The sequence below is a fragment of the Sphingobacterium faecale genome (assembly GCF_016746095.1).
In the GTDB taxonomy this organism is placed as follows: domain Bacteria; phylum Bacteroidota; class Bacteroidia; order Sphingobacteriales; family Sphingobacteriaceae; genus Sphingobacterium; species Sphingobacterium faecale.
Genome location: NZ_JAERTY010000001.1, coordinates 261,646 through 285,430, shown reverse-complemented (window position 1 = coordinate 285,430; position 23,785 = coordinate 261,646). Strand labels below are relative to the sequence as shown.

At 40.2% G+C, this 23,785-nt stretch carries 17 protein-coding genes; 8 read left to right on the top strand and 9 right to left on the bottom strand.

Translation table 11 applies throughout. The annotated features are described in order from the left end of the window. Positions 1–35: 35 nt before the first annotated feature. A complete protein-coding gene (serC, locus tag JKG61_RS01080; protein WP_202101147.1) occupies positions 36–1,103 on the bottom strand; it encodes a 3-phosphoserine/phosphohydroxythreonine transaminase in 1,068 nt (355 codons plus the stop codon). A 545-nt stretch (positions 1,104–1,648) separates the two neighbouring features. Between serC and gyrA the strand changes: the two genes are divergently transcribed. Genes gyrA through JKG61_RS01065 form a run of 3 tightly spaced genes read left to right on the top strand, consistent with a single transcriptional unit; the run spans position 1,649 to position 6,500 of the window. Continuing rightward, the gene (gyrA, locus tag JKG61_RS01075; RefSeq protein ID WP_202101146.1) at positions 1,649–4,204 is read left to right on the top strand and encodes a DNA gyrase subunit A; all 2,556 of its coding nucleotides are present in this window, start codon (positions 1,649–1,651) and stop codon (positions 4,202–4,204) included. Positions 4,205–4,210: 6 nt separating this feature from the next. Next, on the top strand, positions 4,211–5,308 hold the full coding sequence (locus tag JKG61_RS01070) for a tetratricopeptide repeat protein (protein ID WP_202101145.1): 1,098 nt from the start codon (positions 4,211–4,213) through the stop codon (positions 5,306–5,308). 25 nt (positions 5,309–5,333) lie between these two features. Further along, a complete protein-coding gene (locus tag JKG61_RS01065) occupies positions 5,334–6,500 on the top strand; it encodes a tetratricopeptide repeat protein (RefSeq protein ID WP_202101144.1) in 1,167 nt (388 codons plus the stop codon). A 49-nt stretch (positions 6,501–6,549) separates the two neighbouring features. On the opposite strand, the gene JKG61_RS01060 is transcribed toward JKG61_RS01065, so the two are convergent. Then, positions 6,550–7,242 carry a carboxylesterase family protein gene (locus tag JKG61_RS01060; protein WP_202101143.1) on the bottom strand — a complete coding sequence of 231 codons (693 nt, stop codon included), beginning with the start codon at positions 7,240–7,242 and terminating at the stop codon, positions 6,550–6,552. Between the two features lie 191 nt (positions 7,243–7,433). Here JKG61_RS01060 and JKG61_RS01055 point away from each other — a divergent pair, with 191 nt between their 5' ends. The 3 genes from JKG61_RS01055 (at position 7,434) to JKG61_RS01045 (ending at position 12,225) form a co-directional block, all read left to right on the top strand. Next, entirely contained in the window at positions 7,434–7,847 is a 414-nt protein-coding gene (locus tag JKG61_RS01055) for a c-type cytochrome (protein WP_237249333.1), read from the top strand. 109 nt (positions 7,848–7,956) lie between these two features. Further along, entirely contained in the window at positions 7,957–9,183 is a 1,227-nt protein-coding gene (locus JKG61_RS01050) for a metallophosphoesterase family protein (RefSeq protein WP_202101142.1), read from the top strand. Between the two features lie 6 nt (positions 9,184–9,189). Next, positions 9,190–12,225: an AAA family ATPase gene (locus JKG61_RS01045; protein WP_202101141.1), complete on the top strand. Its 3,036-nt coding sequence runs from the start codon at positions 9,190–9,192 to the stop codon at positions 12,223–12,225. Between the two features lie 16 nt (positions 12,226–12,241). On the opposite strand, the gene JKG61_RS01040 is transcribed toward JKG61_RS01045, so the two are convergent. The 4 genes from JKG61_RS01040 to JKG61_RS01025 all read right to left on the bottom strand — a co-directional run bounded on the left by JKG61_RS01040 (position 12,242) and on the right by JKG61_RS01025 (position 16,730). Then, positions 12,242–12,988, bottom strand: a complete 747-nt coding sequence (locus JKG61_RS01040; protein WP_202101140.1) for a menaquinone biosynthetic enzyme MqnA/MqnD family protein — start codon at positions 12,986–12,988, stop codon at positions 12,242–12,244. Next, positions 12,988–13,608, bottom strand: coding sequence for a histidine phosphatase family protein (locus JKG61_RS01035; protein WP_202101139.1), 621 nt, complete (start codon positions 13,606–13,608; stop codon positions 12,988–12,990). Before JKG61_RS01035 ends, JKG61_RS01040 begins: the two co-directional genes overlap by 1 nt. A gap of 9 nt (positions 13,609–13,617) precedes the next feature. Then, positions 13,618–14,808, bottom strand: coding sequence for an aminofutalosine synthase MqnE (gene mqnE, locus JKG61_RS01030; protein ID WP_202101138.1), 1,191 nt, complete (start codon positions 14,806–14,808; stop codon positions 13,618–13,620). A gap of 83 nt (positions 14,809–14,891) precedes the next feature. After that, on the bottom strand, positions 14,892–16,730 hold the full coding sequence (locus tag JKG61_RS01025; protein WP_202101137.1) for an ABC transporter ATP-binding protein: 1,839 nt from the start codon (positions 16,728–16,730) through the stop codon (positions 14,892–14,894). A 224-nt stretch (positions 16,731–16,954) separates the two neighbouring features. On the opposite strand from JKG61_RS01025, the gene JKG61_RS01020 reads away from it, so the two are divergent. Together JKG61_RS01020 and JKG61_RS01015 are read left to right on the top strand one after the other, a co-directional pair. Then, on the top strand, positions 16,955–18,121 hold the full coding sequence (locus JKG61_RS01020; protein WP_202101136.1) for a pyridoxal phosphate-dependent aminotransferase: 1,167 nt from the start codon (positions 16,955–16,957) through the stop codon (positions 18,119–18,121). A gap of 15 nt (positions 18,122–18,136) precedes the next feature. Next, positions 18,137–18,976: a prephenate dehydrogenase gene (locus JKG61_RS01015; protein ID WP_202101135.1), complete on the top strand. Its 840-nt coding sequence runs from the start codon at positions 18,137–18,139 to the stop codon at positions 18,974–18,976. A gap of 27 nt (positions 18,977–19,003) precedes the next feature. Here JKG61_RS01015 and JKG61_RS01010 read toward each other — a convergent pair whose 3' ends face one another. From JKG61_RS01010 to JKG61_RS01000, 3 genes are read right to left on the bottom strand one after another with little or no spacing between them, the layout of a single operon-like run. Next, entirely contained in the window at positions 19,004–19,531 is a 528-nt protein-coding gene (locus tag JKG61_RS01010) for a hypothetical protein (RefSeq protein WP_202101134.1), read from the bottom strand. Positions 19,532–19,580: 49 nt separating this feature from the next. Further along, the gene (locus tag JKG61_RS01005) at positions 19,581–22,676 is read right to left on the bottom strand and encodes an efflux RND transporter permease subunit (protein ID WP_202101133.1); all 3,096 of its coding nucleotides are present in this window, start codon (positions 22,674–22,676) and stop codon (positions 19,581–19,583) included. Positions 22,677–22,682: 6 nt separating this feature from the next. Continuing rightward, positions 22,683–23,783: an efflux RND transporter periplasmic adaptor subunit gene (locus tag JKG61_RS01000; RefSeq protein WP_202101132.1), complete on the bottom strand. Its 1,101-nt coding sequence runs from the start codon at positions 23,781–23,783 to the stop codon at positions 22,683–22,685. Positions 23,784–23,785: the final 2 nt, after the last annotated feature.

Here is a 23,785-nt window from a genome sequence, read left to right as displayed (position 1 = left end):
ACTTCATAACTAGATTATAACTTCATATGTCTCCCCTACTTGTGCTTATCTTCAAATTCTCTCATGGCATCTACCAAAGCGTTGATAGAACTTATGCTTAAGGCATTATATATCGATGCTCTAAATCCACCTACAGAACGGTGTCCTTTGATCCCCACTAAATCGCGTTCTTTGGCCAGAGCCAAGAACTCCGCTTCCAATTCCGGAGAATCCATAACGAACGTGACATTCATACGAGAACGATCTTCCACCTCCGCTGTTCCTTTGAAAAATGGGTTCCGGTCGATTTCGTCATACAATGTACGTGCTTTAATGATATTTTCCTGTTCAATAACCGCCACTCCCCCTTTAGCTTTCAACCAGCGGAGATTAAGCATAGCGACATAAATAGAAAAAACCGCAGGTGTATTGTACATGGACCCCGCTTTAATATGGGGTTGATAATCAAAAATACTTGGAATGGTCCGCCCCGTTTTTCCTAGAATCTCATCTTTGACAATCACTACGGTTAACCCTGCCGGTCCCATATTCTTCTGTGCACCGGCATAAATCAAATCAAAATCTCTAACATCAATATCCCGACTAAATATATCAGAGGACATATCTACCGCGATAGGCACAGAAGTTGATGGTACGTCAAACACTTCCGTGCCATAAATCGTATTATTAGACGTATAGTGAAAATAAGACGCATCTGCTGGAATCGAATACCCCTTAGGGATATAATTATAATTCTTATCGCTAGAAGACGCAACAATATCTATTGTCCCGATGTTTTTAGCTTCCTTTGCCGCCTTGGAAGCCCATACTCCTGTATCAAGATAAGCAGCTTTGCCTCCTTCAGGCAACAGATTTAGAGGCACCATTGCAAATTGCTGACTAGCCCCTCCCTGGAGAAATAAAATGGAGTAATTCAATGGCACGTTCAATAATTCGCGAACCAGTCGTTCTGCCTCTACAATGACAGCTTCAAACTCTTTTGACCGGTGAGAGATCTCTAAAATAGATAGCCCCGTGTCATTAAAATTCAAAACCGCTTCGGAAGCCTCTTTAAATACCTCTTGAGGCAAAATACAAGGACCTGCACCAAAATTATGTTTCATCTCGTTGTTTGTGTATGATAAGTGAAATTATGGACAAATGTAACAAGTTTTTTTATATTAATAATAACACAAACAATTATTTATTGCCAAAAAAACAACCAACAACATGTTTTGATAAAAAATCAATACAAAAATAAAGTAATAACAAAAAAAGAACCTCATTACTAAACTTCCAACCCCGAACCAAGATAGTCGAACATTAAATTGTCAGATCTAGAAATCCGTATTTTAAGCAGCTCTAAAAGTTCCTAAACCAACTAAAACCCAATAATTTCAGAAAAAACTTTCATGATCCCTTTTGATCGCCAAGACATATGAACCGAACCCGATTATAGCGGATGAGCTCTTGAATACCTTCAAAAAAAAATAATGTCATGAAAAAAGTTCTTGATATCCGTTAAACTGAAAAAAGAGAGCTCATTGATGCCTTTAACTATAGAGTACAATCAATAAAAACAGACAATTTCAGAAAAAAAAATCGTATCTTCGCATGCGTAGTGCCCCATTTCAAGGCACTTTATTAGTTTTACAGAAACCACGTAAATATGGCTGAAGAAACAGAAAATGAAAATAATCTAATTCCTGCTCACGACAGGGTAGTAAAAATCAACATCGAAGATCAGATGAAGTCCGCTTACATCGACTATTCGATGTCTGTAATCGTATCTAGAGCTCTTCCTGATGCAAGAGATGGCTTTAAGCCCGTGCATAGACGTGTATTATATGGCATGGAAGAACTCGGCGTGAACTCGGGCAAACCTTATAAAAAGTCAGCACGTATTGTAGGGGATGTTTTAGGTAAATACCACCCTCATGGTGACTCTTCTGTTTACGAAGCGATGGTACGTATGGCTCAAGACTGGTCCATGCGCTATCCATTAGTGGATGGCCAAGGAAACTATGGCTCACTAGATGGGGATCCTCCTGCTGCAATGCGTTATACCGAAGCCCGGTTACGTAAGATTGCCGAAGAGATGCTTTCCGACATCAAGAAAGACACGGTAGATTTCCAGCTCAATTTCGATGATTCGTTAGAAGAACCTTCCGTCCTTCCCACCCGTATTCCCAACCTGTTGGTTAATGGCGCTTCTGGTATCGCTGTAGGTATGGCAACCAATATGGCCCCACACAACCTCACCGAAGTGATTGGGGGTATTGCAGCATACATTGACAATAGAGATATTGAGATTCCCGAACTCATGCAGTATATCAAAGGACCAGATTTCCCTACAGGAGGGATTATCTACGGTTATAACGGTGTGCGCGAAGCCTGTGAAACAGGTAGAGGTCGTGTTGTAATGCGTGCTAAAGCCGAGATTGAAACAACAAAATCAGGCCGTGAGATCATCGTCGTTACCGAAATACCCTATTTGGTCAACAAAGCAGATATGATCAAGCGCACTGTTGATCTTATCAATGATAAAAAAATTGAAGGTATTTCTGAAATACGCGATGAATCAACACGTGATGTACGTATCATTTACGAGATCAAACGTGATGCCAACGCAAATGTAGTGCTTAACAATTTATTCAAGCACACGTCTTTACAATCTTCCTTTTCGGTCAACAATATAGCTCTCGTTAAAGGACGCCCCATGATGATGAATCTAAAAGATATGATTCATGAATTTGTGGAACACCGACATGAGGTTGTTGTACGCCGTACCAAATTCGAATTGGCGGAAGCTGAAAAACGCGCGCATATATTAGAAGGTTATCTCATCGCCCTAGACCACTTAGATGAAGTCATTAAATTAATCCGTGCATCAGAGACTCCTGAAGAAGCTCGTGTCGGTTTAATGGAACGCTTTGGACTATCTGATCTACAGGCCCGAGCTATACTAGACATGACGTTACGTCGTCTTACAGGACTAGAGCGTGACAAAATTAAAGAAGAGTATGCGGAGTTAATGAAGACAATCGAATACTTGAAAGAGATACTTGCTGACGAAGGTCTTCGTATGAAAATCATTAAAGATGAACTCCTAGAAATCCAAGAGAAATACGGTGATGAGCGTAGGTCTGTCATAGTACATTCAGCAGAGGATATGACAATGGAAGACTTTATCGATGATGAAGAAATCGTAATCACCATATCGCACAATAGTTATGTCAAGCGTACCCCTTTATCGGAATACAAACGTCAAGGACGTGGCGGCAAAGGGGCTATAGGCTCAAATACAAGAGACGAAGACTTTACCGAACATATCATTACAGCTACTGCTCATAATTATATGTTACTATTCACAGAAGCTGGACGTTGTTTTTGGCTACGCGCTTTTGAAATTCCGGAAGGTAGCAGAACTTCACGCGGCAGAGCGCTACAGAATATCATCAACATCCCGAAAGATGAAAAAATCAAGGCCTACATTTTGGTTAAGAATCTAAAAGATCAAGAGTACCTTGAAAATAACTTCATCATTATGTGTACCAAACAAGGTACTATTAAGAAAACATCTTTGGAAGCCTACTCACGCCCTCGCGCCAACGGAATCAATGCGATCAATATCAATGAGGGAGACCAGCTTATTGAAGCTTGTTTAACGAGTGGCTCTAGCGAAATTGTAATGGCACTACGTTCAGGACGAGCGATTCGCTTCAATGAATCCACCGTCCGTCCAATGGGGCGTACAGCGACAGGAGTACGTGGTATTACGTTGGACACGACGACTGATGAAGTTGTTGGCATGATTAGTGTGGACAATTCTGAAGTTAGCGTACTCGTTGTATCCGAAAAAGGTTACGGTAAGCGTACTGATATCGAAGACTACCGTATCACTAACCGTGGAGGTAAAGGGGTCAAAACAATCAACGTTACCGAAAAAACAGGAGAGCTCGTTGCTATTAAAGGAGTTACAGATAATGATGATTTAATGATCATTAACAAATCTGGCATTGTTATACGTATCGGTGTAGACTCACTCCGTGTTATGGGACGTGCAACACAAGGAGTTCGATTAATAACATTAAAAGAAACAGACGAAATAGCGTCAATAACAAAAGTTGCTCGAGAGGAAGAGGAAGAAGAGTCTGCTGTAGACTCGGAAGCAAATCCTGAAAAAGAAGATTCTGAAGATCAAGCGACTGAAGAAACAGAATAATAAAATATGAAAGCAATTACAGCTTCCTTATTATTAGTAACGTTAAGCACAACTGTTGTAGCCCAATCCAATTACAAGGAGGGCTCCAACAGTTTTGCACGTTATACCCAGACGGGTGATATGAAACAATTAGAAAGCGCAAAAAAGTTCAGCGATGCAACTTTCGCTTCTAAAAAGGACTCTTTATCCTCAAAAAACAATATGCTTCGCGCATTAGTTTATAGTTCGCTCGCCTATGCCGATTCTACAAGAAAAGTTAAAACAGACCGAGATCCTATCGACATAACCCTATCTACGATCGGCAAACTAAAACCCAAAGACAGGAATAATTATGAAAGTGAGCTCAACTATGTCACGCAGAACCTCACAGCAGCATATATTTATAAAGCAAATAAGGCCATTCAGGGAAAAGATTACGAGAAAGCCTACAATAGTTTTCTAAAAGTAGAGCAACTTGGAGCGAAGTCTGAGGATGTTTTAAACAATTTGGCATTGCTAGCGGCTCAGGCAGGAAAGACAGATGAAGCTATAGGTTATTATAATCAGATTATACAATCTACAGATGCTGACGCTGGAAAATACCTAGCACTGGCAACTCTGTATGAGCTTAAAAAAGACCAAAGTCTTTATTTACAGACAATACAAGCCGCTAGGAATAAATTTCAGGACAATAAAAAAATTTTATTCCTATTGATTCAGAATTACGCGGTCGCTCAGCGCTATGCAGCGATCACCCCTATTATAGATGAAGCGATAAAGTATGAGCCAGAAAATACAGAGCTACTCTATCTTGCCGGATTCGCTAATGAAAGTGAGGGTAACGTAAGCTTAGCCAAAAAATATTATGCCAAGGTCATCGACCTGGATGAAAACAACTATGATGCGAACCTTGCTATGGGACTTATTTTTCTAAATCAGTTTTTAAAAGACAAAAATAACCTAGAGGCACAATATAGCGCACAGGAGTATCTGTTAAAAGCTAATGGAATACAGCCCTACGCTATCAATGCACTCAAGGGGTTAGCCATGTACTATGAGGCCGCTGATGATCTGGATCAATTAGATCGTGTAAACGTTTTATTGAACCAGCTGTCAAACAATTAAATAATAGTATAATTAAGAATTAAATATGAATTTAAAAAAAGCAATAATTTTATCCGCGATGGTCACTGCAGGTACGACTGTATTTGCACAATCTAGCAATTTAAAAAAAGCAGCTTCTAACATTCAAAAATATGAAGAGTTGAGAAGCAGTGGTTCTCCTCAATTAGGGACTTCTTTCCTAGCTACAGCTAAAGAAGCCATTGATGCCGCTTCCGTACACGAAAAGACCAAAGACTTGGCCGAAACCTGGACTTACTATTCTTTGATCTACGCCAGCTTAGCTGTAGACGAAAAAAGTGAAGAAAATGCAACAAAAGCAGCAGACGGCATTGTCAAAGCCAGAGAACTGGATAAAGACAATAAAAATGAGTCAAATATAAGTGTTGCTGAACAAAACCTGTATTCGTTCAACTTCAACCATGGCGTTGGTTTTTGGGACAAAAAAGAGTATCAGGCAGCTTATGATTCTTTCACTAAAGCACTTAGCTACGTACCTGGAGATACTACATTGACCTATTACGCTGGATTAGCGGCTATACAGAACAACGACTATCAAAATGGTATCGATAAGTATAAGCAACTGATTGATAAAAAAGATTACTCACAACATAAAGCTGTAATGGTAGACTTACCTAAGCTTTATCTATCTCTTAAAGATACAACAAGTGCTTTAGAGTATGCGGCTTTAGCTGCAAAAGAATATCCTAATGAGAATGATGCTGTTGTTCAGAATATAGAGTTAAATCTTATTGTTGGAAACGAAGCAAAAATTATCAGCGAAATTGAAAATCAGATTTCCAAAGATAGTAACAACAAGAATCTCTATTATTATTTGGGTATAGCGCAAAGTGCAAACAATGACACGGATAAAGCGTATGAAGCTTATAAGAAGGCTATTGAAATTGATCCCAACTACAATGACGCTAATCTAAATGCTGGGGTTGTATTAATGAATGGTATCCGGGAGAAACTTCAAAAAGTAAATGAAGATAAAACTTTGTCCAACAATCAATTTACTGCGAAAATCAACGAATTGAAAGAGCAAATTAAACCTGCAGAAGCTCACTTTCTAAAAGTTGTTGAAAATGATCCAAAGAACGAAAGTGCTTTAAAGGGGTTAAAAGGTCTTTATGACTTCCTTCAACAAGAAGATAAAGGAAATGCTATTCAAGAAAAAATTGATGCGCTATAGAAATACAAAAGCTTAAATAAAAAAAGAGATGCCTACAGCATCTCTTTTTTTATTTAAGCTTTCTATAAGAAAACAACCAATCATAGATTCCATCCTGATGAAATAGTCGCTCTACACTACCATGAGTCCCTCCTGCAATCACTGTTAAAGTAACATCGGCATCACGGTCACATTTTTTTATTGCATTAAACATTTTTTTTGATTCTGATAGAGGCACTGCCCGATCACGATTACCATGTTGAATCCACAAGGGAACCTGTGTCAAATTGCAAGCGTATCCCAGCGTACCTCCTCCACAGATAGCTACAGCGGCCGCAATCCTCTCGGGATATTTTCCAGCCAAATCCATCGTCCCATAGCCCCCCATACTCATTCCGCACACATATACCCTCGAACTATCTGCATTATAATTCGCAAGAACGTAGTCTATAACCTCCATTACCTGATCAGGATTCCAACCGTTGGATGTTTGCGGTGCAACAATAATTCCCGGAATCTCATGTCCTCTTTCCATAGCATACAAAACACCATAACGCTTTACTCTTGTCAAATCAGTACCTGATAAACTCTTTCCATGCAAGAATACCAAAATAGGTTGCTTGGCCCCTGCTTCTTCATAGTTCTCTGGCAGTCGTAATAAAAAATCATAGACTGTTTTATTCTTTATCGGGGTGATGTCCATGGAGAAGACCTGGGACATCGAACAGATAAACAATAATGCTATAAAAAGGCTCTTTTTCATAAATTACGTTGTCGTTTAGTAAGAGCGCAAAGCTATAAAACCAGCATGACGTTTCAAAACATCATTTATCAACCCTTAAGTATTAAGTACACAACAAAGTTCCAAGTAATAATACAAAATCATTTCACATGACTTTATTATGACAATTAAAAACAAATTGTTATATTGCCCATAGCAAAATACAGATAACCATGATAAATCGTTCAAAACTCTTTATTCTATGCGGCATTATGACCGTAATATTTGCAATCAGCGCTTTTACAGATGCTCCCGTAAAACTTCAGTCCGATGGACCAAAAAATCTAAAAGTACTTCCAAAAAATATCTCACATGAAAATTTAGAGACCGTCATGAAGGGCTTCAACACCGCCTTAGGCGTTAAATGTAACTATTGCCATGCGGCAAAACCAAATGGAGAAAAAGGCTTAGATTTCGCAAGCGATTCAAATCCTCATAAAAATATCGCTCGGGAAATGATGAAAATGACAAAAAAAATAAACACTAAATATTTCAAGCATGAACAGGAGGGTGTTATTCAAAACATTACATGCGAGACATGCCATAATGGGAATAAAGAACCTAAGACCGTAGCGATACAACCTTAAAGTTTTACATTTATTAACTACTATTTCGGATATAAATCTGTATTTTTCCTCTATAAAAAGAGGTCCTGTCTCTAAGGGACATTAAAAAATTAAATACAGGTTTATATCCATGAGAATACTCCACACCGCTGACTGGCATTTAGGAAAACGTCTTGATTTTGTATCAAGACTGGTAGAACAAAAGGAGGTTTTAGATGAAATATGCCAAATTACTGAACAACAAGAAGTAGACCTAGTGATTGTCGCTGGAGACCTTTTTGACACATTCAACCCTTCGGTAGAAGCCACAGAGCTTTTATACAATACCTTAAAACGGCTTACGGCAAATGGCAAACGCCCAGTGATTGCAATCGCAGGCAACCACGACTCGCCAGACCGTATAGACTCCGCGGATCCTTTGGCCAAGGCCTGCGGTATTATCTTTATCGGTTATCCGAATGCTGTGATTAGTCCGTTTGCCAGTGAAGATCACTTTCGACTCACTAAAACAGATCATGGATTCCTTGAACTCCAACTTCAACATATTCCCTATCCCATACGCCTGCTTACCACACCGTATGCCAATGAAATACGTCTCAAGCAATTTTTGGGAATTGAAGATAAATCCGAACAACTTAATCAGTGGCTCAGCGCACATTGGAAAACATTGGCAGATCAATACTGTGACCACCAAGGGGTCAATATACTAACAGCACATCTCTATATGATGGAGCGTGGAGGTGAAATATTAGAAGAACCCGAAGGTGAGAAGCCAATTAAAATAGGTAATGCCGATATCACCTATACCGATGGCATTCCAGATGCGATCCAATACACGGCACTGGGACACCTACACCGCTATCAACGTATACCAGGACATCATGCTCCTGTGATATATCCAAGTGCTCCGCTTTCCTATTCTTTTGCCGAGGCCGGTCAAACAAAAAAAGTAGTACTTATTGACATTGAACCCGAGCAGCCGGTGCAGTTGACGCCAATAAGTCTAAGCAAGGGACGAAAGCTTCACCGAAAAAAATTCAATGCTGTAGACGAAGCAGTAAGCTGGCTTATAGCCAACCCGAATACGCTCATCGAGTTGACCATGGTCACAGATGTGTACCTATCGTCCCAAGAACTAAAACGACTGCATGAGGCACACGATGGAATAGTCCATATTATCCCAGTTTTGACAGGGATCCATGAAACTACAGATAGCAGTAGTCCCGTCCGCTTGGACCAAGATATATATTCCCTATTTGCCGACTATTTTAAAAGCAAATACGGTCAGTCCCCCAATGAAGAAATCAACACTTTATTCAAAGAAGTGCTCACACAAAATAAAGATATAGAAGGATAAATTACTATGCTGCCAATATATTTAAGTTTAGAAGGTCTTTATTCCTACCAAAAAAAGCAAGAAGTCGACTTCACACAGCTCACAGAAGGTGGATTATTTGGAATCTTTGGAGCAGTCGGTTCTGGAAAATCTTCTATTTTAGAAGCCATCAGCTTTGCCCTATACGGCGAAACAGAACGGCTAAACAAACAGGAAAAAAGAGCATACAATATGCTCAATTTAAAATCAGACACGGCGATCATCGACTTTCACTTTCTCAATTTTGAAGGGCGTAAGTTTCGCTTTGTAGCGCAATGGCGCCGTAAAAAGAAATTTGAAGAGACAACTAGTATCGAGCGGTATGCTTACGAGTGGAAAGACAGCAACTGGCTTCCCTTAGAATCAGCAGATGGCGTCAAAGTTACCAATCTGTCCTATCCAAATTTTAGACGTACGATCATCATCCCGCAAGGGCAGTTCATGGAATTTCTCGAACTCAAAGGCAAAGAGCGATCGGATATGATGAAAGAAATATTTTTTCTGAACCAATATGATCTCGGGCCTAAGGTCAGCTTACTCCAGAGCGACAACAACAAAAAGATAGAACATATTAAAGGTGCACTTACGGGCTATGAGGAAGTTTCCGAAGAAATCATTGTACAACAGGAACATTCACTGATAGAATCAAAGAGAAACTTGGCAAACGTTAAGTTAGAGTTTGAAAAAATAGCACAACAGCTTCATGCACTACGGTTAGAAAAAGAAAACAAGAGTGATCTTGACCATAAAGAACAACAGCTAGCGGAGCTGGAATTACAATCCCCCCAGATTCAACGTTATGAAAAAGAACTGCAACAGTTTGAATCGGTGACCCAAAACTTTAGAGAGCCCATCAATAACCTCCACGACATCACTTCCCGTAAGGAGCAGCTATTGATCAAAATAGAAAAACTAAAAGACAACAAACAATTACTAAATACGCAAATAGCGGAGACCGCATCCCAGCTTGAAGGTATAAAGGAGGATTATGAAGCTTTAGCTACCTCCAGAAAAAAAACAGATGATTACAGACTGTTGATTACAAATACCGATCTACAACAACAAAAAATTGAGTTACAAGGCCGTGTCGACCGTGGTACCCCTTATATAGAGCAGACCCGACACAAAGAAAAAGAGCTTTCAGTACAACTTGGGAAAGAAGAAGAACAGCTCGAAATAGCGAAAAACTCACGAATCCAAACACAAGAGTTGATGGCTGTCGAAAATTGGTATCAAAAGCAAGAACAACTACGAAAGGACTCGCTAGACATTCATACTAAAATCGCTAAGCTAACTCAAGATCTTACAAGCTATAGAGGACAGCTCGAAGAAATCAATCTTTCGGAGACGGACTGGCAAGACGTACTCAAGGACAAAATAAATAAGGTCGCTGCCGAAAGCAGCCTTTTAAAAGAAAGAGAAAATGCACTACTTGTCAAACAAGAGCTTTCTCAGTATGTACTAAAACTACACGATGGTTCTCCTTGTCCTTTATGTGGGTCTTTGGAGCATCCTGCCCCCATGCATGAGGAAGACTGGGTACTCGAAGTAAAGGTGCTCGACAACGAACGGGACAAATTAACACAACTAGATCAGGCACTGAGAGAACAATACGCCAAAGTGTCTGCTATAAGCGTTCTTATCACGGATAAGTTGGACGATATTAAAGGCCTAAAACAACAGGAAAATGAAATCAACGATTTGATTTCGCTGCACGACAGTACCTTTACCTGGAACAGTTTCGAAAAAGGAAACCGTAGCAGTTTTGAAATACAAAAAAAACAGGCACAACAGTTAGAAGCAAAGATCCTTGAGCAGGAAAACTCCATAAAAGATATTCGAAAGCAAATCCAAGAAACACAAGAAAACCTAGCCAAATATGAAAAGTCTTTAGATGACTTCAAAAATCAGGTAAAGATTGTCGACGCCAAGATAAGCCACAATATCCAACAATTGAAAACCTCGGATTACAAATCGTACGAAAAAGCGGACAAATATACACTGGTTAAAGCTTTAAGTGAGCTAGAACGTAAAATTGAAACCGTCGAAAAACAATACATAGAATGGAGTGAAATAATCATTCAAAGACGGACTCAATTTGCCGAGGTTGCAGGTCAGTATTCCGAAGCCCACGAACAATATATAACACTCACAGCTCAATTGCAAGCTTTGCAAGGGACAATCAATAGCCTGTTAAAGGAATTCCAATTTGAAGATATCACCATTGTGAAATCTATTCTCGAGAAAAGTTTTGATATTCTAAAGACTCGCGAAAGGATACAACAATTCTACATGCAGTACAACACGCTACAGACAAGGATTGCCGAATTAAGAGAACTGATGAAAAACAGCACTTTTTCACAGGAAGCATTTGACGACATCGAAAAAATCCATGAACTCAAGAAGGAAGAACTCGAACTGGAGTTAACATTAAGTGGTACCCTAGAAAAAGAGCTAGCCCGTCTTACCATAGAGTTGGGTAAGAAAAAAACACTTCTTTCTACCTACGAACAGCTGAATAGCCGTAAAGAAAACCTCAAAACCCTCGACAATATGTTCAAGGGCAATGGCTTTATAAATTATGTTTCGAGCATACATCTAGCCCGTCTTTGTGAGATTGCAAACCAACGTTTCCATAGACTCACCAAAAATCAGCTCAGCCTATGTCTCAATGAAAGCAACGAGTTTGAAGTCATCGACTTTCTTCATGAAGGGCATCAACGATCTGTCAAAACACTTTCTGGTGGGCAAAGTTTTCAGGCCTCCCTTTGCTTAGCTTTAGCATTGGCCGAAAATATCCAATCTCTCAATAAGGCCGATCGAAATTTTTTCTTTATCGACGAAGGGTTTGGTACGCAGGATGCTGAAAGCATTAATACCGTCTTTGATACCTTACAATATCTGCATCACGAAAACAGAGTTGTAGGAATAATATCTCACGTCGACGAATTAAAGGAACGCATGCCGCGATCGGTTTCCGTCACCAAAGACCTCGAAAAGGGAAGCCAGATTACCTATAACTAGGCTATAGAAAAAGCTCCTATTCTGTAGGAGCTTTTTCTATTTCCTCTAAAGTTTTATAAAGGTCGAGGTACTTCTCGATAGCCTGTCTCTTGCGATTATCTAAATTAAAATTCAAACTCTTGGTGAGATAGAATTCATAATCGAAATTTGGATAGGTAGACAATCCCGCTATAACATCTTTGGGATGGGCAACTCCCTCTGCCAACGCTTGGTTGAATCGATCCACAAAATCAACAGGTAATTCTTTGTTGGCGACCCACACCGCGTATGCAAAAGGTAGGCCCGTCAGCTCCTTCCAAAAATAACCTAAATCATAAACATAAGGTACCGTTTCTTTCTTTCCAAAAGTACGGTCACCGATCAAAACGTAAGCGTCTGCATCGCCTTCCCAAACAATATCGACTTCATTTTTCCAATAATATTTCAAAAGAATACGAGCTAATCCGTTCGATGTTCGCGACTGTAGGTCCAGACGAAGCGACTTGATCTGCTCTATAGGTTTGTCCGAGAAGATAAAAACAGAATCCACGGCCCCATCCGAGCCAATACAATAATCCGTAATAATTATCGGATCAGCCACCTTTAACAATGCCGCCACAGGTATAATTCCCAGATCAGCTTCATTCGTAATCACTTTGCGTGCACATTCCGCAGGATAGTCTACACTCAATTCAATCATTTCCATTACAGGCGAAGCCTTGATCCCCTGCAAAAATGGCAATGTATTGGTATAGCTAACAGCCGAAACCCTCACTTTACTCATTATAATAATCCTTTCAAATGTTCTGTATTGTAATAATCTGATATCGAAAATACACCATCTTCATAATCCACAATATACAGTGCTGTATTTGTATGTGGAAAATCATCCATCTGACGAACGGGGACATTCGTAAGATGGCATAACATGATACGCAATGCACGTCCATGCATACAGACCAGTATCTTCTTTTCGTCCGTTTTCGTTAGCATATAATCTATGGCACGCCTCTGCCGAACGACAAGCTCATTGGGGGACTCTCCTTTTTCGACCCGTACATCCAGTTCATCATTACGCCACGCCTGTACCAATGCTTCAAAACCGCTCATGATGGTTTCGTTCTGCTCCTGCCCCTCGTATACGCCCCAACTAATTTCGTCCAATCCTTCCAACTGTTCTACTGAAATATTTTTCGCGCTAAAGGGTTCGACAGTTTGATGTGTACGCAACAATGTAGAAGTATAAATTTTATCAAAATCCACACCCTTATAAGCATCATAGAATGCCTCTGCTTGTTGGAGACCATTTGCATTCAGTGGAGAATCCACTCCCCTTCCCTGTACAATACCTTTTAGATTAAGGTCGGTCTGCCCATGTCTTATAAAATAGAAACTTTTTTTCAATTTATTTACTTAATTTACTACGGGTAAAGCGTAGTAACGCTTGGACTTATCCTCTTCAAAAACAAAATCCTTATAATCCGTCACGACGTTATACAAGGTATCTCTTTCAATCGGGTGGCGTCCTACATTCTTTATCAATTCGACCAATTGCTGTGTGCTCATCGCCGGAGTTTGCTCTTCCGCACCAGCCATACTATAAATTTTGGTGGTATCATCTAGAGTACCATCGATATCATTGACACCATAAGCTAACGACAATTGTGCCGTTTCTCTCGATATCATTGCCCAATAAGCCTTGATATGGTCAAAATTATCCAGATAGATACGTGCGATAGCATAGTTTTTTAAGTCTTCGATTACCGAAACTTCTGGGATATCAGACATCTGGTTATCCTTATTTCTGAATTTCAAAGGTATAAAGGTCTGAAATCCTCCGGTTTTATCCTGCAATTGGCGCAGGCGTTCCATATGATCTACCCTATGCCAATATTCTTCAATATGTCCATAGAGCATCGTTGCATTTGTATTCATCCCCAGTGCATGTGCCTGCGTATGTATATCCAGCCATTGCTCCGCTGTACACTTATCATGTGCAATTTTTTCACGTACCTCTGGATGAAAAATTTCCGCTCCTCCTCCGGGCATCGAATCCAATCCGCATTCCTTCAGATATTTCATCCCTTCATAATGACTTAACTTAGCTTTCTTGAAGATATAATAGTATTCAACCGGAGTCAATCCCTTAATATGCAGTTCGGGGCGGTGTGCTTTACATTTTTTAAAAAAATCAGCATAAAACTCCAGATTCTGTTTGGGTACTACACCTCCTGTAATATGCACTTCGGTTACAGCTTCATTATCATAGCGCCTAACGACATCCATCATACCTTCTACATCCATTTCCCATCCTTCATCGCGTTGTTTGATCAAACGCGAGTAAGAACAAAACTTACAATCGTACACACATACGTTGGTCGGTTCAATATGAAAATTTCTGTTAAAATAAGTACGATTTCCGTGTTTACGCTCTCTGATATAGTTCGCTAGAACACCTAGATAATTCAGTTCCCCTCTTTCGTAGAGCATTACTCCCTCTTCAAAAGTAATACGTTCTCGGGCTACAACCTTCTCTGCTATTCTTTTTAAGTCGGTATCTAATTCACTTTTGATTAAAAAATCAAGCTCTTTATTCGCATCCATGTGTCTTTCCTTCTATACAAATTTAGCTAAAAAGCATCAAATTAGCCAATACGAAATGGTAATATATGTGTCAACATCGAATCCTAAGACTCTACAAATTGCTGCATATCGATCAACTTACGGTACAGACCGTTGTTTAATAAAAGCTCATTATGTGATCCTACTTCGACAATTTTTCCTCCATCCAACACTACAATACGATCTGCGTTCTGTATCGTACTCAACCGGTGGGCTATTACAACAGTTGTTCTATTCTCCATTAATTTGTACAACGAGTCCTGTACCAGTCTTTCGGATTCGGTATCCAATGCCGATGTTGCCTCATCCAACAGCATAATAGGTGGATTTTTGAGTACTGCCCGTGCGATACAGATCCGTTGACGCTGTCCACCGGACAATTTTGATCCCCGATCACCTATATTAGTCTGATATCCTTCTGTTGTTTTAACTATAAAATCGTGCGCATTCGCTATACGTGCAGCCTGCTCTACCTGTTCGATAGTCGCCAATGGATTAGCAAAAGCAATGTTATTAAAAATAGTATCGTTGAACAGAACAGATTCTTGGTTTACAGTGCCTATCAAAGATCGTAAAGAATCTTGATTCAAGTCACGCAGATCGATGCCATCAAAATAAATGGCCCCTGATGTGACATCCATAAATCGAGGTATCAAATCTACCAAAGTAGTCTTACCTCCTCCTGATGGTCCTACCAGAGCAATCGTCTCTCCTTTACCAATCCGAAAATCGATTCCTTTCAACACATTCCGCTCACCATAATTAAATTCAACGCTTTTAAACTGTATAGCCTCCTGGAAAGATTCAACGACAACAGCGTTTTCTTTATCCTTGACCATACACTTTTCATCTATAAGTTCCAATACGCGCTCTCCTGCTGCCAATCCATTATGAATCCCACTAAAAGAATCTGTTAACGCCTTTGCCGGTCGCATTACTTGCGAAAATAAGGCAATATAACCGATAAACGCTTCTGCAGAAAGATCCCCCTCTCCCGAAAGCACCAAATTCCCACCATACAACAAAATGACGGCCACCATAATAACTCCTAATAATTCTGAAACGGGTGAACTCATCTGTTGTCTGGCAGCCATTTTACGCATTATATCCGCATAGTGTTCATTCTCCTCCTGAAAACGTTTTTTAACAAAAAAGGTAGCGTTAAACGACTTGATTATTTTAATACCGGATAATGCTTCATCCAAATAAGTAATCATATTAGCAAACGATTCCTGTCCAGCACGCGCCTGATGTTTCAAATTCTTGACGATCCGCGCTATGAGAAAAGCTGAAACGGGAATTACAGTTATGGAGAATAAAGTCAATTGAGGTGAAATCAAGAACAAGGTAATCAGATAAGCAATAAGTTGAAGCGGTTCTTTAAACACAACCTGAAGGGTCCCTGTTACGGAGTATTGTACTGTACCGACATCTGAAGCAATTTTCGATATAACGTCTCCCTTTCTCTGATTGGTAAAGAAACCTAAATGGAGATCCATGACACTTTCAAAAACTGCCTTACGCAATCTTAGCAGAGTATGGATTCTAAAGTTTTCCATAATCCGTTGACAGAAATAACGAAATACATTAGAGATAAAGACAGAAGCTACGATAATTATGCAGATGTATTTAAGCGCTTCATATGGGCCATATTCATAATAGAGGCTCTGAGACAAGTAATTAAACCAATCTTTGATTTCGTAGAAATGTTCCGGTCGTTCCAAAAAAGGAACCACTGCCGAGGAGACATCTTCAGCATCTTTAAACAAAACAGATAATAATGGTATAAGTAATGCCAAATTTAACGTTCCAAATACAACGGTAATTATTGTACAAAACACGTAGGGTATAGCAAATCTGCCAATTGGTTTAGCAAATGATAATAATCTAAAGTATGTCTTCATCCAAAAAACTAAGAATAACAAAAATAGAAAAAAACCTTCATCAATCCTACTTTTGACTAATACTAGTATTTCGTCAGAACATTAAATTATATCCAAGACTCTAAATACAATATCGCCGTGTAAACACATGGGTTTTATACTATTTACAGTTATTAGCTATTTTATGACCAAATAATTCAACAAAGCGATTTTGTTTTTATAAATTTAGCACCAAATTTAAAATAATGAACATCGAAGTTGCGAAAAGGCTACAACAGACGGAAGAATATTACTTTTCTAGGAAGTTGAGAGAAATTGACGAGATGAACAAGGCGGGAGCACAGGTAATCAATCTAGGTATCGGAAGTCCTGATCTACCGCCTCATCCAGAAGTCATCCAAGTACTGACCGAGCAAGCTGCTCAGACCAACACACATGGTTATCAAAACTATAAAGGATCGCCTGTGTTACGTCAAGCCATGGCCGATTGGTATTCACGATATTATGGTGTTATTTTAAATCCAACTACTGAAATACTTCCTCTAATAGGTTCAAAAGAAGGCATTGTACACATTTGTATGACCTACCTACAGGAAGGTGATGAGGTGCTTATTCCAAATCCCGGATATCCGGCATATACTTCAGCCGTAAAGATTTCGGGAGCTACAGCTGTCCCATACGATTTGACTCAGGACAACAATTGGCTTGTTGATTTTGAATCGATAGAAAAAATGGACCTCAGCAAGGTCAAAATGATGTGGATCAACTATCCACACATGCCAACTGGAGCACGAGCCCACAGACACTTTTTTGAAGCTGCAGTTGCATTTGGAAAAAAATATAATATATTGATCTGTCATGACAACCCTTACAGTTTCATATTAAACGATCATCCTGAGAGTATCATGGCTGTAGAAGGCGCGAAAGAAGTGTCTATTGAATTAAATTCCTTGAGTAAATCATCCAACATGGCTGGATGGCGTATCGGCATGTTGGTCGCACACGAAAACCGGATCAATGAAATATTACGGTTCAAGAGCAATATGGACTCGGGCATGTTTCTCCCCTTACAGCTTGCAGCGGCAAAAGCTCTAAATCTAGATAGCTCCTGGTATACGCAGTTGAATGGAGAATACAGCAAGCGAAGAGAAAAAGTTTTTCATATTATGGACCTATTGGGATGTAAATATGATCCAGATCAGGTAGGGCTTTTTGTTTGGGCCCAGGTGCCTGAGCAATATGCCGACGGCTATGTACTGAGCGACAAAACGCTGTATAACGCGAAGGTCTTTATCACTCCAGGCGGGATTTTTGGAAACGCGGGAAACAATTATATCCGCATCAGCCTATGCGCCAAAACAGAAGTTCTCGATGCAGCTTTAAATCGTATCGCATCAATGATTAGTGAGTAAAGTAAGTACTATAAAATGAATATAGCTATTGTCGGGATCGGATTGATTGGCGGGTCTACAGCCATCCGATTGAAGGAGACTAAATCTTTCGACAAAATAATTGGTGTAGACAAAAATGAAACCAACCAAAAGAAAGCCATGCAGCTCGGTCTAGTAGATGAGATCATGACTTTAGAAGACGCTGTACAGCATTCGAAGGTTATTCTCCTGACTACACCTGTCGATACCATTATGCAGTTGGCACCAATAATCCTCGATCAAGTCGATAAACAGGTAGTAATCGATATGGGATCGACCAAAACAAACATTCTACAGGGTATTGCAGAACATCCTAAACGAGGACGGTATATCGCAGCTCACCCTATGGCTGGTACAGAATATTCCGGTCCGGAAGCGGCCCTACCCGATTTATTCAAAGGTAAAAACATGGTGTATGTCGATGCCTTTCGTACAGATGAGGATGCTTTTGATATCGCAGATGCGATTACCGAACAGTTGGAAATGAAAAGCCTATTTATGAATGCAGAAGAACATGATATGCATACGGCTTATGTATCCCATATTTCGCATTTGACCTCGTTTGCACTCGCTCTCACCGTATTGGAGAAGGAAAAATCACAAGGACGTATTTTTGAACTCGCGGGTTCGGGATTTGAATCGACTGTACGTCTAGCCAAGTCTTCTCCAGATATGTGGACCCCCATCTTCAAACAAAATAGGAATAACGTCCTAGAGGTATTGGAAGAACATATCAAGCAGCTACAAAAACTGCACGATAAGCTAGAAGACCAAGACTATGAGGGGCTGTATAAACTGATTAAAAAATCCAACAAAATAAAACGCATTATTAAATAGAAAAAGGAGCAATGCTCCTTTTTTTATTTAATACTTCCATTTAAAACGATCAAAAGCCTTAGACCATAGCCATATCGGTCCAATTCCCAATAATGCCAAAAAGTGCTTAAGACCTAAACTTCCTTCTTTTCTTGTCAGGAAGAATAGAACCAACAGCGACACCAGCGCTATACTGGAACAGACCAACACCACCGATGGTCCTCCATCACGCTCTACATACTCCAACTGTACAATGAAGAAACTCATAATACCTATACAGAATAAAACGGCGTAGGACAGCGTGGGGGCCAACTTCAGATAACTATATACAACTATAGCAATAAATATAGATCCCCAATTCAAGAAGGTATGTGCATTCATGCGGACTAAAAAGTCAAACTGGGGAAACGGAATCATCCAAATTAGCCCCATAATACCAAAAAAAGCAAGAGACAAAAAGATAGTATATAAACCTTTATTTCCTTTAGCAAATACACTATCCATTTCTTTAAAATAGCGATCCACCGGACGTTGAGGTGTTTCTTTTTGTCCCTTGTTCATATTTCTTTTGCTCATTCTGCAAAAATAAGCATTTATCTACATTCTAATCATTCTTCCTCATATTTTAGTTCTTCTCACTTTTTGCGTATACCCAATAGAATACAACAGGAATCACCGTAAAGGAAAGAAGTAGACAGATCAACAGTCCTCCTACGATCATAATGGCCAATGGCTTTTGGATCTCCGAGCCCATCCCTGTAGACATCGCAGCCGGAAGCAACCCCATAGATCCCATAAGAGCAATCATTACTACAGGACGAATCCTACTTTTAACTCCGTTATCGATGGCTTCTCTCAGCTTCATCTTGTGCCGCATATTGTCCCGTATCACGCCGATGAGTACGATACCATCGATAGTGGCAACACCAAACAAGATGATGAAACCTATACCTGCCGATATACCAAAGATTGTCCCTGTAGCCCAAAGCGATATAAACCCACCTATAAAGGCAAAAGCAAGGGTCAAAGAAGAAATAGCCGTATCCTTAAAATTACCGAAGTTAGAATATAAAAGCAATAATATAAGCACCAGCGATACCGGGACAACCATCGCCAGCTGTTTCGCTGCACGCTCCTTACTTTCAAACTCTCCTGCCCACTCCATATGATGTCCTTTAGGCAATTTCACCTCTTTATCCACCACTTTTCTGGCCTCCTCAATCGTACTACCTAGATCCCGGCCATCAATACTAAAACCAACACCTATGTAACGGCTATTGCCTTCGCGATAAATAAATGCAGGCCCAGTCTGGTAGCCTATAGTGGCGATCTCCTGCAAGGGAACATTCTGTCCATTACTAGTGGGTATCAAAATATTTCCAATTTTCTCCTTCGAATCCCGGTAGCTCTCTTCGAAACGGACCATCACATCAAATTGCCGATCGTCTTCATAAAATTTAGTAGCAGCCTGTCCTCCTATTGTCATAGCGATAACCGCTTGGACATCTGCCGTAAAAATACCATACCGAGCCATTTTAGCATCATGCAATTGTATACGTAATTCCGGTAACCCAATATTTTTATAAACATTGATATCCGTAATTCCTTCTACTTTAGCAATAGACGTCGCTACCTGGTCGGCATAGTTTTCCAGATCATAAAGATCCGTCCCAAATATCTTGATCACGAGCGAGCTCTTTACTCCTGCCACATACTCTTCTACGTTGTCTTGTATAGGTTGACTAAATCCAAAACTAACACCTGGATAATGCGCCAACTTATCTCGAAGTTCTTGAATAATATCTTCTTTGGAGACGCTTCGTGTCCAATCTTTAACATCTTTGAGTTGCACATTAAATTCTATATTGAAGAAACCGGTAGGATCCGTACCGTCGTTGGGGCGCCCAGTCTGCGTCAATATAAAATCGATCTCTTCAGAGCCTTCCATCATCAGCTCTTTCATTTCTTTGGTAAGCTTTGTCGACTCTTTTAGATTGACACTATTCGGCAAAGTTGCCCTAATATAGATAGCTCCTTCATTCAGTTTTGGCAAGAATTCCGATCCATAATGAGAAAACTGAAAAGCACATAGCCCCAATATGGCTACAAAGACAGCAATAGTTGTTTTTTTATAGCGAAATGCAGTCGTATATAGACCATAAATATTACGTTGGAAAAATCTGGTTATAAAGTTCTCTTTCTCTTCGACCCCTTTTGTGAAAAGTAATTTACACATGGCGGGCACATACGTCAAACTGAGTATCAGTGACCCCAAAAGTGCATATCCTAACGTAAAAGCAAGAGGTGAAAACATCTTTCCTTCCACTTTCTGAAAAGAGAATATAGGTAATAATGCTACAATCAAAATACTCAGTGCAAAGAAGATATAAGTAGCTACGCTGCCTGTACTCTTTTTGATGACGCCCAACTTACTCATCTTCGCAAAACGCTCTGGTCCAACCCGATGCGATAACGTCGCCAAAGAGACAAACACCGTCTCTACAATTACTAGCGTTCCTTCCAACAGCAAGCCAAAATCCAAAGATCCCATGGAAATCAAATTGGCGGGCAGCCCTTGTATTTTCAATGCTATAATAGCAAATAGAAAAGAGAGAGGGATAACCGAGGCTACGATAAAAGTAGACTTCCAATTGTACAAGAATACAAACACAATCAGTGACACCAGCAGAATCCCCTCGATTAAATTGCCTGACACCGTACGTACCGTATTGTCTACCAATGTTGTCCGGTCGATCACGGTTTCCATTTCTACTCCATTGGGCAACACTCTCTCATTAAGTTCCTCGATCTTGTCTTTCAAATTGGTAATAACTTCAGAAGGATTTTCTCCACGTAGCATCACTACAATTCCCTGTACCACATCCTCCGCTTCATTAAAACTCACCTGCCCCAAACGCGGTTTGCTCGACACCGATACATCCGCTACATTCTTAATCAATACAGGTACCGTACCATTCAACTTGACCGTAATATTCCCGATATCCTCAATCTTATCCAGAAGTCCTACTCCCCTCACTACATAAGCTTGATCGCCCTGCTCAATAACATCTCCCCCTACGTTGATATTCGACTTAGAAACCGCATCATATACGTCCAACGGAGTCAGGTCAAAATTCTTTAACTCGGTAGGGTTAATTTTGATCTCATAGATCTTTTCCTCCCCACCAAAACTAACCACATCGGCAACACCGGGAACGCCCAACAATTCTCTTTCGATAACCCAGTCTTGTATGGCGGTAATGTCACGAATCGGCTTATCCGAACGAATGATATACCTAAAAATTTCACCGGTAGCACCAGATGGTGGTTCTATTTCGGCTTCCGCCCCATCGGGCAGATCCACGCCACTGAGTTTATTCGACACATATTGCTGTGCATAGAAATCATCAACTCCATCCTCAAACTGTACCGTCACCACCGAAAGACCAAAAAGTGATATAGACCGTACACTTGATTTGTGGGGAATACTGTTTACCTCTTTGGATATGGGCAGAGTGACCAGTTTTTCCATTTCCTCGGCACTCCGGCCTGGCCACTGCGTTATGATACGTGCACGCGTATTAGTTACATCTGGGAACGCTTCAATAGCCGTATGCCGAAGCGCATACACGCCTGCAAACAATAAAGCCAATGTCGCAAATAATACAAATGTTGTATTATGCAAAGAAAATGTAACCAAGCGTTGTACTAATCTCTTCATATTTCCCTATTTGCTTAACTCTTCATAAATTAACAACGCGTTGGAACCAACTACCTGTTCTCCCGGTTCTAGTTTCTCCGCTATAAATGTATACTCCTCATTGCTTCCTACTTGGGTAATAGGCAACGTCCTTAAATGACAATCATCCTTGTACACGACAATATATTCATGATTGTTATGGAACACCACGGCATTATTAGGAATAGCAAGGGCATCGCCTTGACTGTTCTTTTTATCAATAATGATATCAGCACTCAGTCCTGGCATAAGTTTCAATGTCGGATTTGCTAAAACTACGCGGGCCTTCAAGACATGTTCATTGTCATCAAACACATTATAGATCTTATCGATCTTACCTGTATACGCTTGATCCGGATAAGCGACAGTGCGTACCTTAACTTGATCTCCAACCTGTACATAACGTAGATTGGTGGCGTAGATATTCACCATCACCCAGACCTCCTTCAAATTTGATATAGAGAACAAAGGATCGCTATCCGACACAATATTCTGTCCAGCACTTATGGATTTTTGAATGATATAACCGTCCTTGGGTGCCAATACCTGAAAGGCATTCGAACCAACCGATCTATATAATGCCAACGACTCAACAATACGCTCCAATTCGATTTTTGCATGTTCCAGTTCATGTACCATCTGCATAAGCTCAGGAGCGGAAAACAACCCGTCTTCCAACATTTCCTTTTTTGTCTTGATCTGATTTTTCAACAGTTGGATCTCATTTTCTTTATTTCTCTTTTCCTGATACAGACCTTGTATCTCTGCCGAACGGATCGTAGCCAGTACCTGTCCTTTACGGACATGGTCTCCGAGTTCAAACTGCACCTGCTCAACACTTCCTTCCAACAGACTTCTGAAAGCGACAAGGTCGTTCTCATTATATTCAATCTTGCCAGAAAGAGTCAATTGTTCTGTTATCGGGCGCTCTTCTACAGCGACGATACTCGTTTTCTTCTTCAACATATCACTCAGGCAGAATGTGTCTTGTACGACCTCAGTCTCTTGCTTAGGTGCTCCTGTGTGTTTGCACGCTGCAAGCAGTAGAACTACAACTACCTGTGCTAATAATAAGTAACTATGCTTCATCT

Coding starts and splice junctions, on each gene's coding strand:
- serC (WP_202101147.1), bottom strand. CDS start 1,103: ATGAAACATAATTTTGGTGCAGGTCCTTGTATTTTGCCTCAAGAGGTA.
- gyrA (WP_202101146.1), top strand. CDS start 1,649: ATGGCTGAAGAAACAGAAAATGAAAATAATCTAATTCCTGCTCACGAC.
- JKG61_RS01070 (WP_202101145.1), top strand. CDS start 4,211: ATGAAAGCAATTACAGCTTCCTTATTATTAGTAACGTTAAGCACAACT.
- JKG61_RS01065 (WP_202101144.1), top strand. CDS start 5,334: ATGAATTTAAAAAAAGCAATAATTTTATCCGCGATGGTCACTGCAGGT.
- JKG61_RS01060 (WP_202101143.1), bottom strand. CDS start 7,242: ATGAAAAAGAGCCTTTTTATAGCATTATTGTTTATCTGTTCGATGTCC.
- JKG61_RS01055 (WP_237249333.1), top strand. CDS start 7,434: ATGATAAATCGTTCAAAACTCTTTATTCTATGCGGCATTATGACCGTA.
- JKG61_RS01050 (WP_202101142.1), top strand. CDS start 7,957: ATGAGAATACTCCACACCGCTGACTGGCATTTAGGAAAACGTCTTGAT.
- JKG61_RS01045 (WP_202101141.1), top strand. CDS start 9,190: ATGCTGCCAATATATTTAAGTTTAGAAGGTCTTTATTCCTACCAAAAA.
- JKG61_RS01040 (WP_202101140.1), bottom strand. CDS start 12,988: ATGAGTAAAGTGAGGGTTTCGGCTGTTAGCTATACCAATACATTGCCA.
- mqnE (WP_202101138.1), bottom strand. CDS start 14,808: ATGGATGCGAATAAAGAGCTTGATTTTTTAATCAAAAGTGAATTAGAT.
- JKG61_RS01025 (WP_202101137.1), bottom strand. CDS start 16,730: ATGAAGACATACTTTAGATTATTATCATTTGCTAAACCAATTGGCAGA.
- JKG61_RS01020 (WP_202101136.1), top strand. CDS start 16,955: ATGAACATCGAAGTTGCGAAAAGGCTACAACAGACGGAAGAATATTAC.
- JKG61_RS01015 (WP_202101135.1), top strand. CDS start 18,137: ATGAATATAGCTATTGTCGGGATCGGATTGATTGGCGGGTCTACAGCC.
- JKG61_RS01010 (WP_202101134.1), bottom strand. CDS start 19,531: ATGAGCAAAAGAAATATGAACAAGGGACAAAAAGAAACACCTCAACGT.
- JKG61_RS01005 (WP_202101133.1), bottom strand. CDS start 22,676: ATGAAGAGATTAGTACAACGCTTGGTTACATTTTCTTTGCATAATACA.
- JKG61_RS01000 (WP_202101132.1), bottom strand. CDS start 23,783: ATGAAGCATAGTTACTTATTATTAGCACAGGTAGTTGTAGTTCTACTG.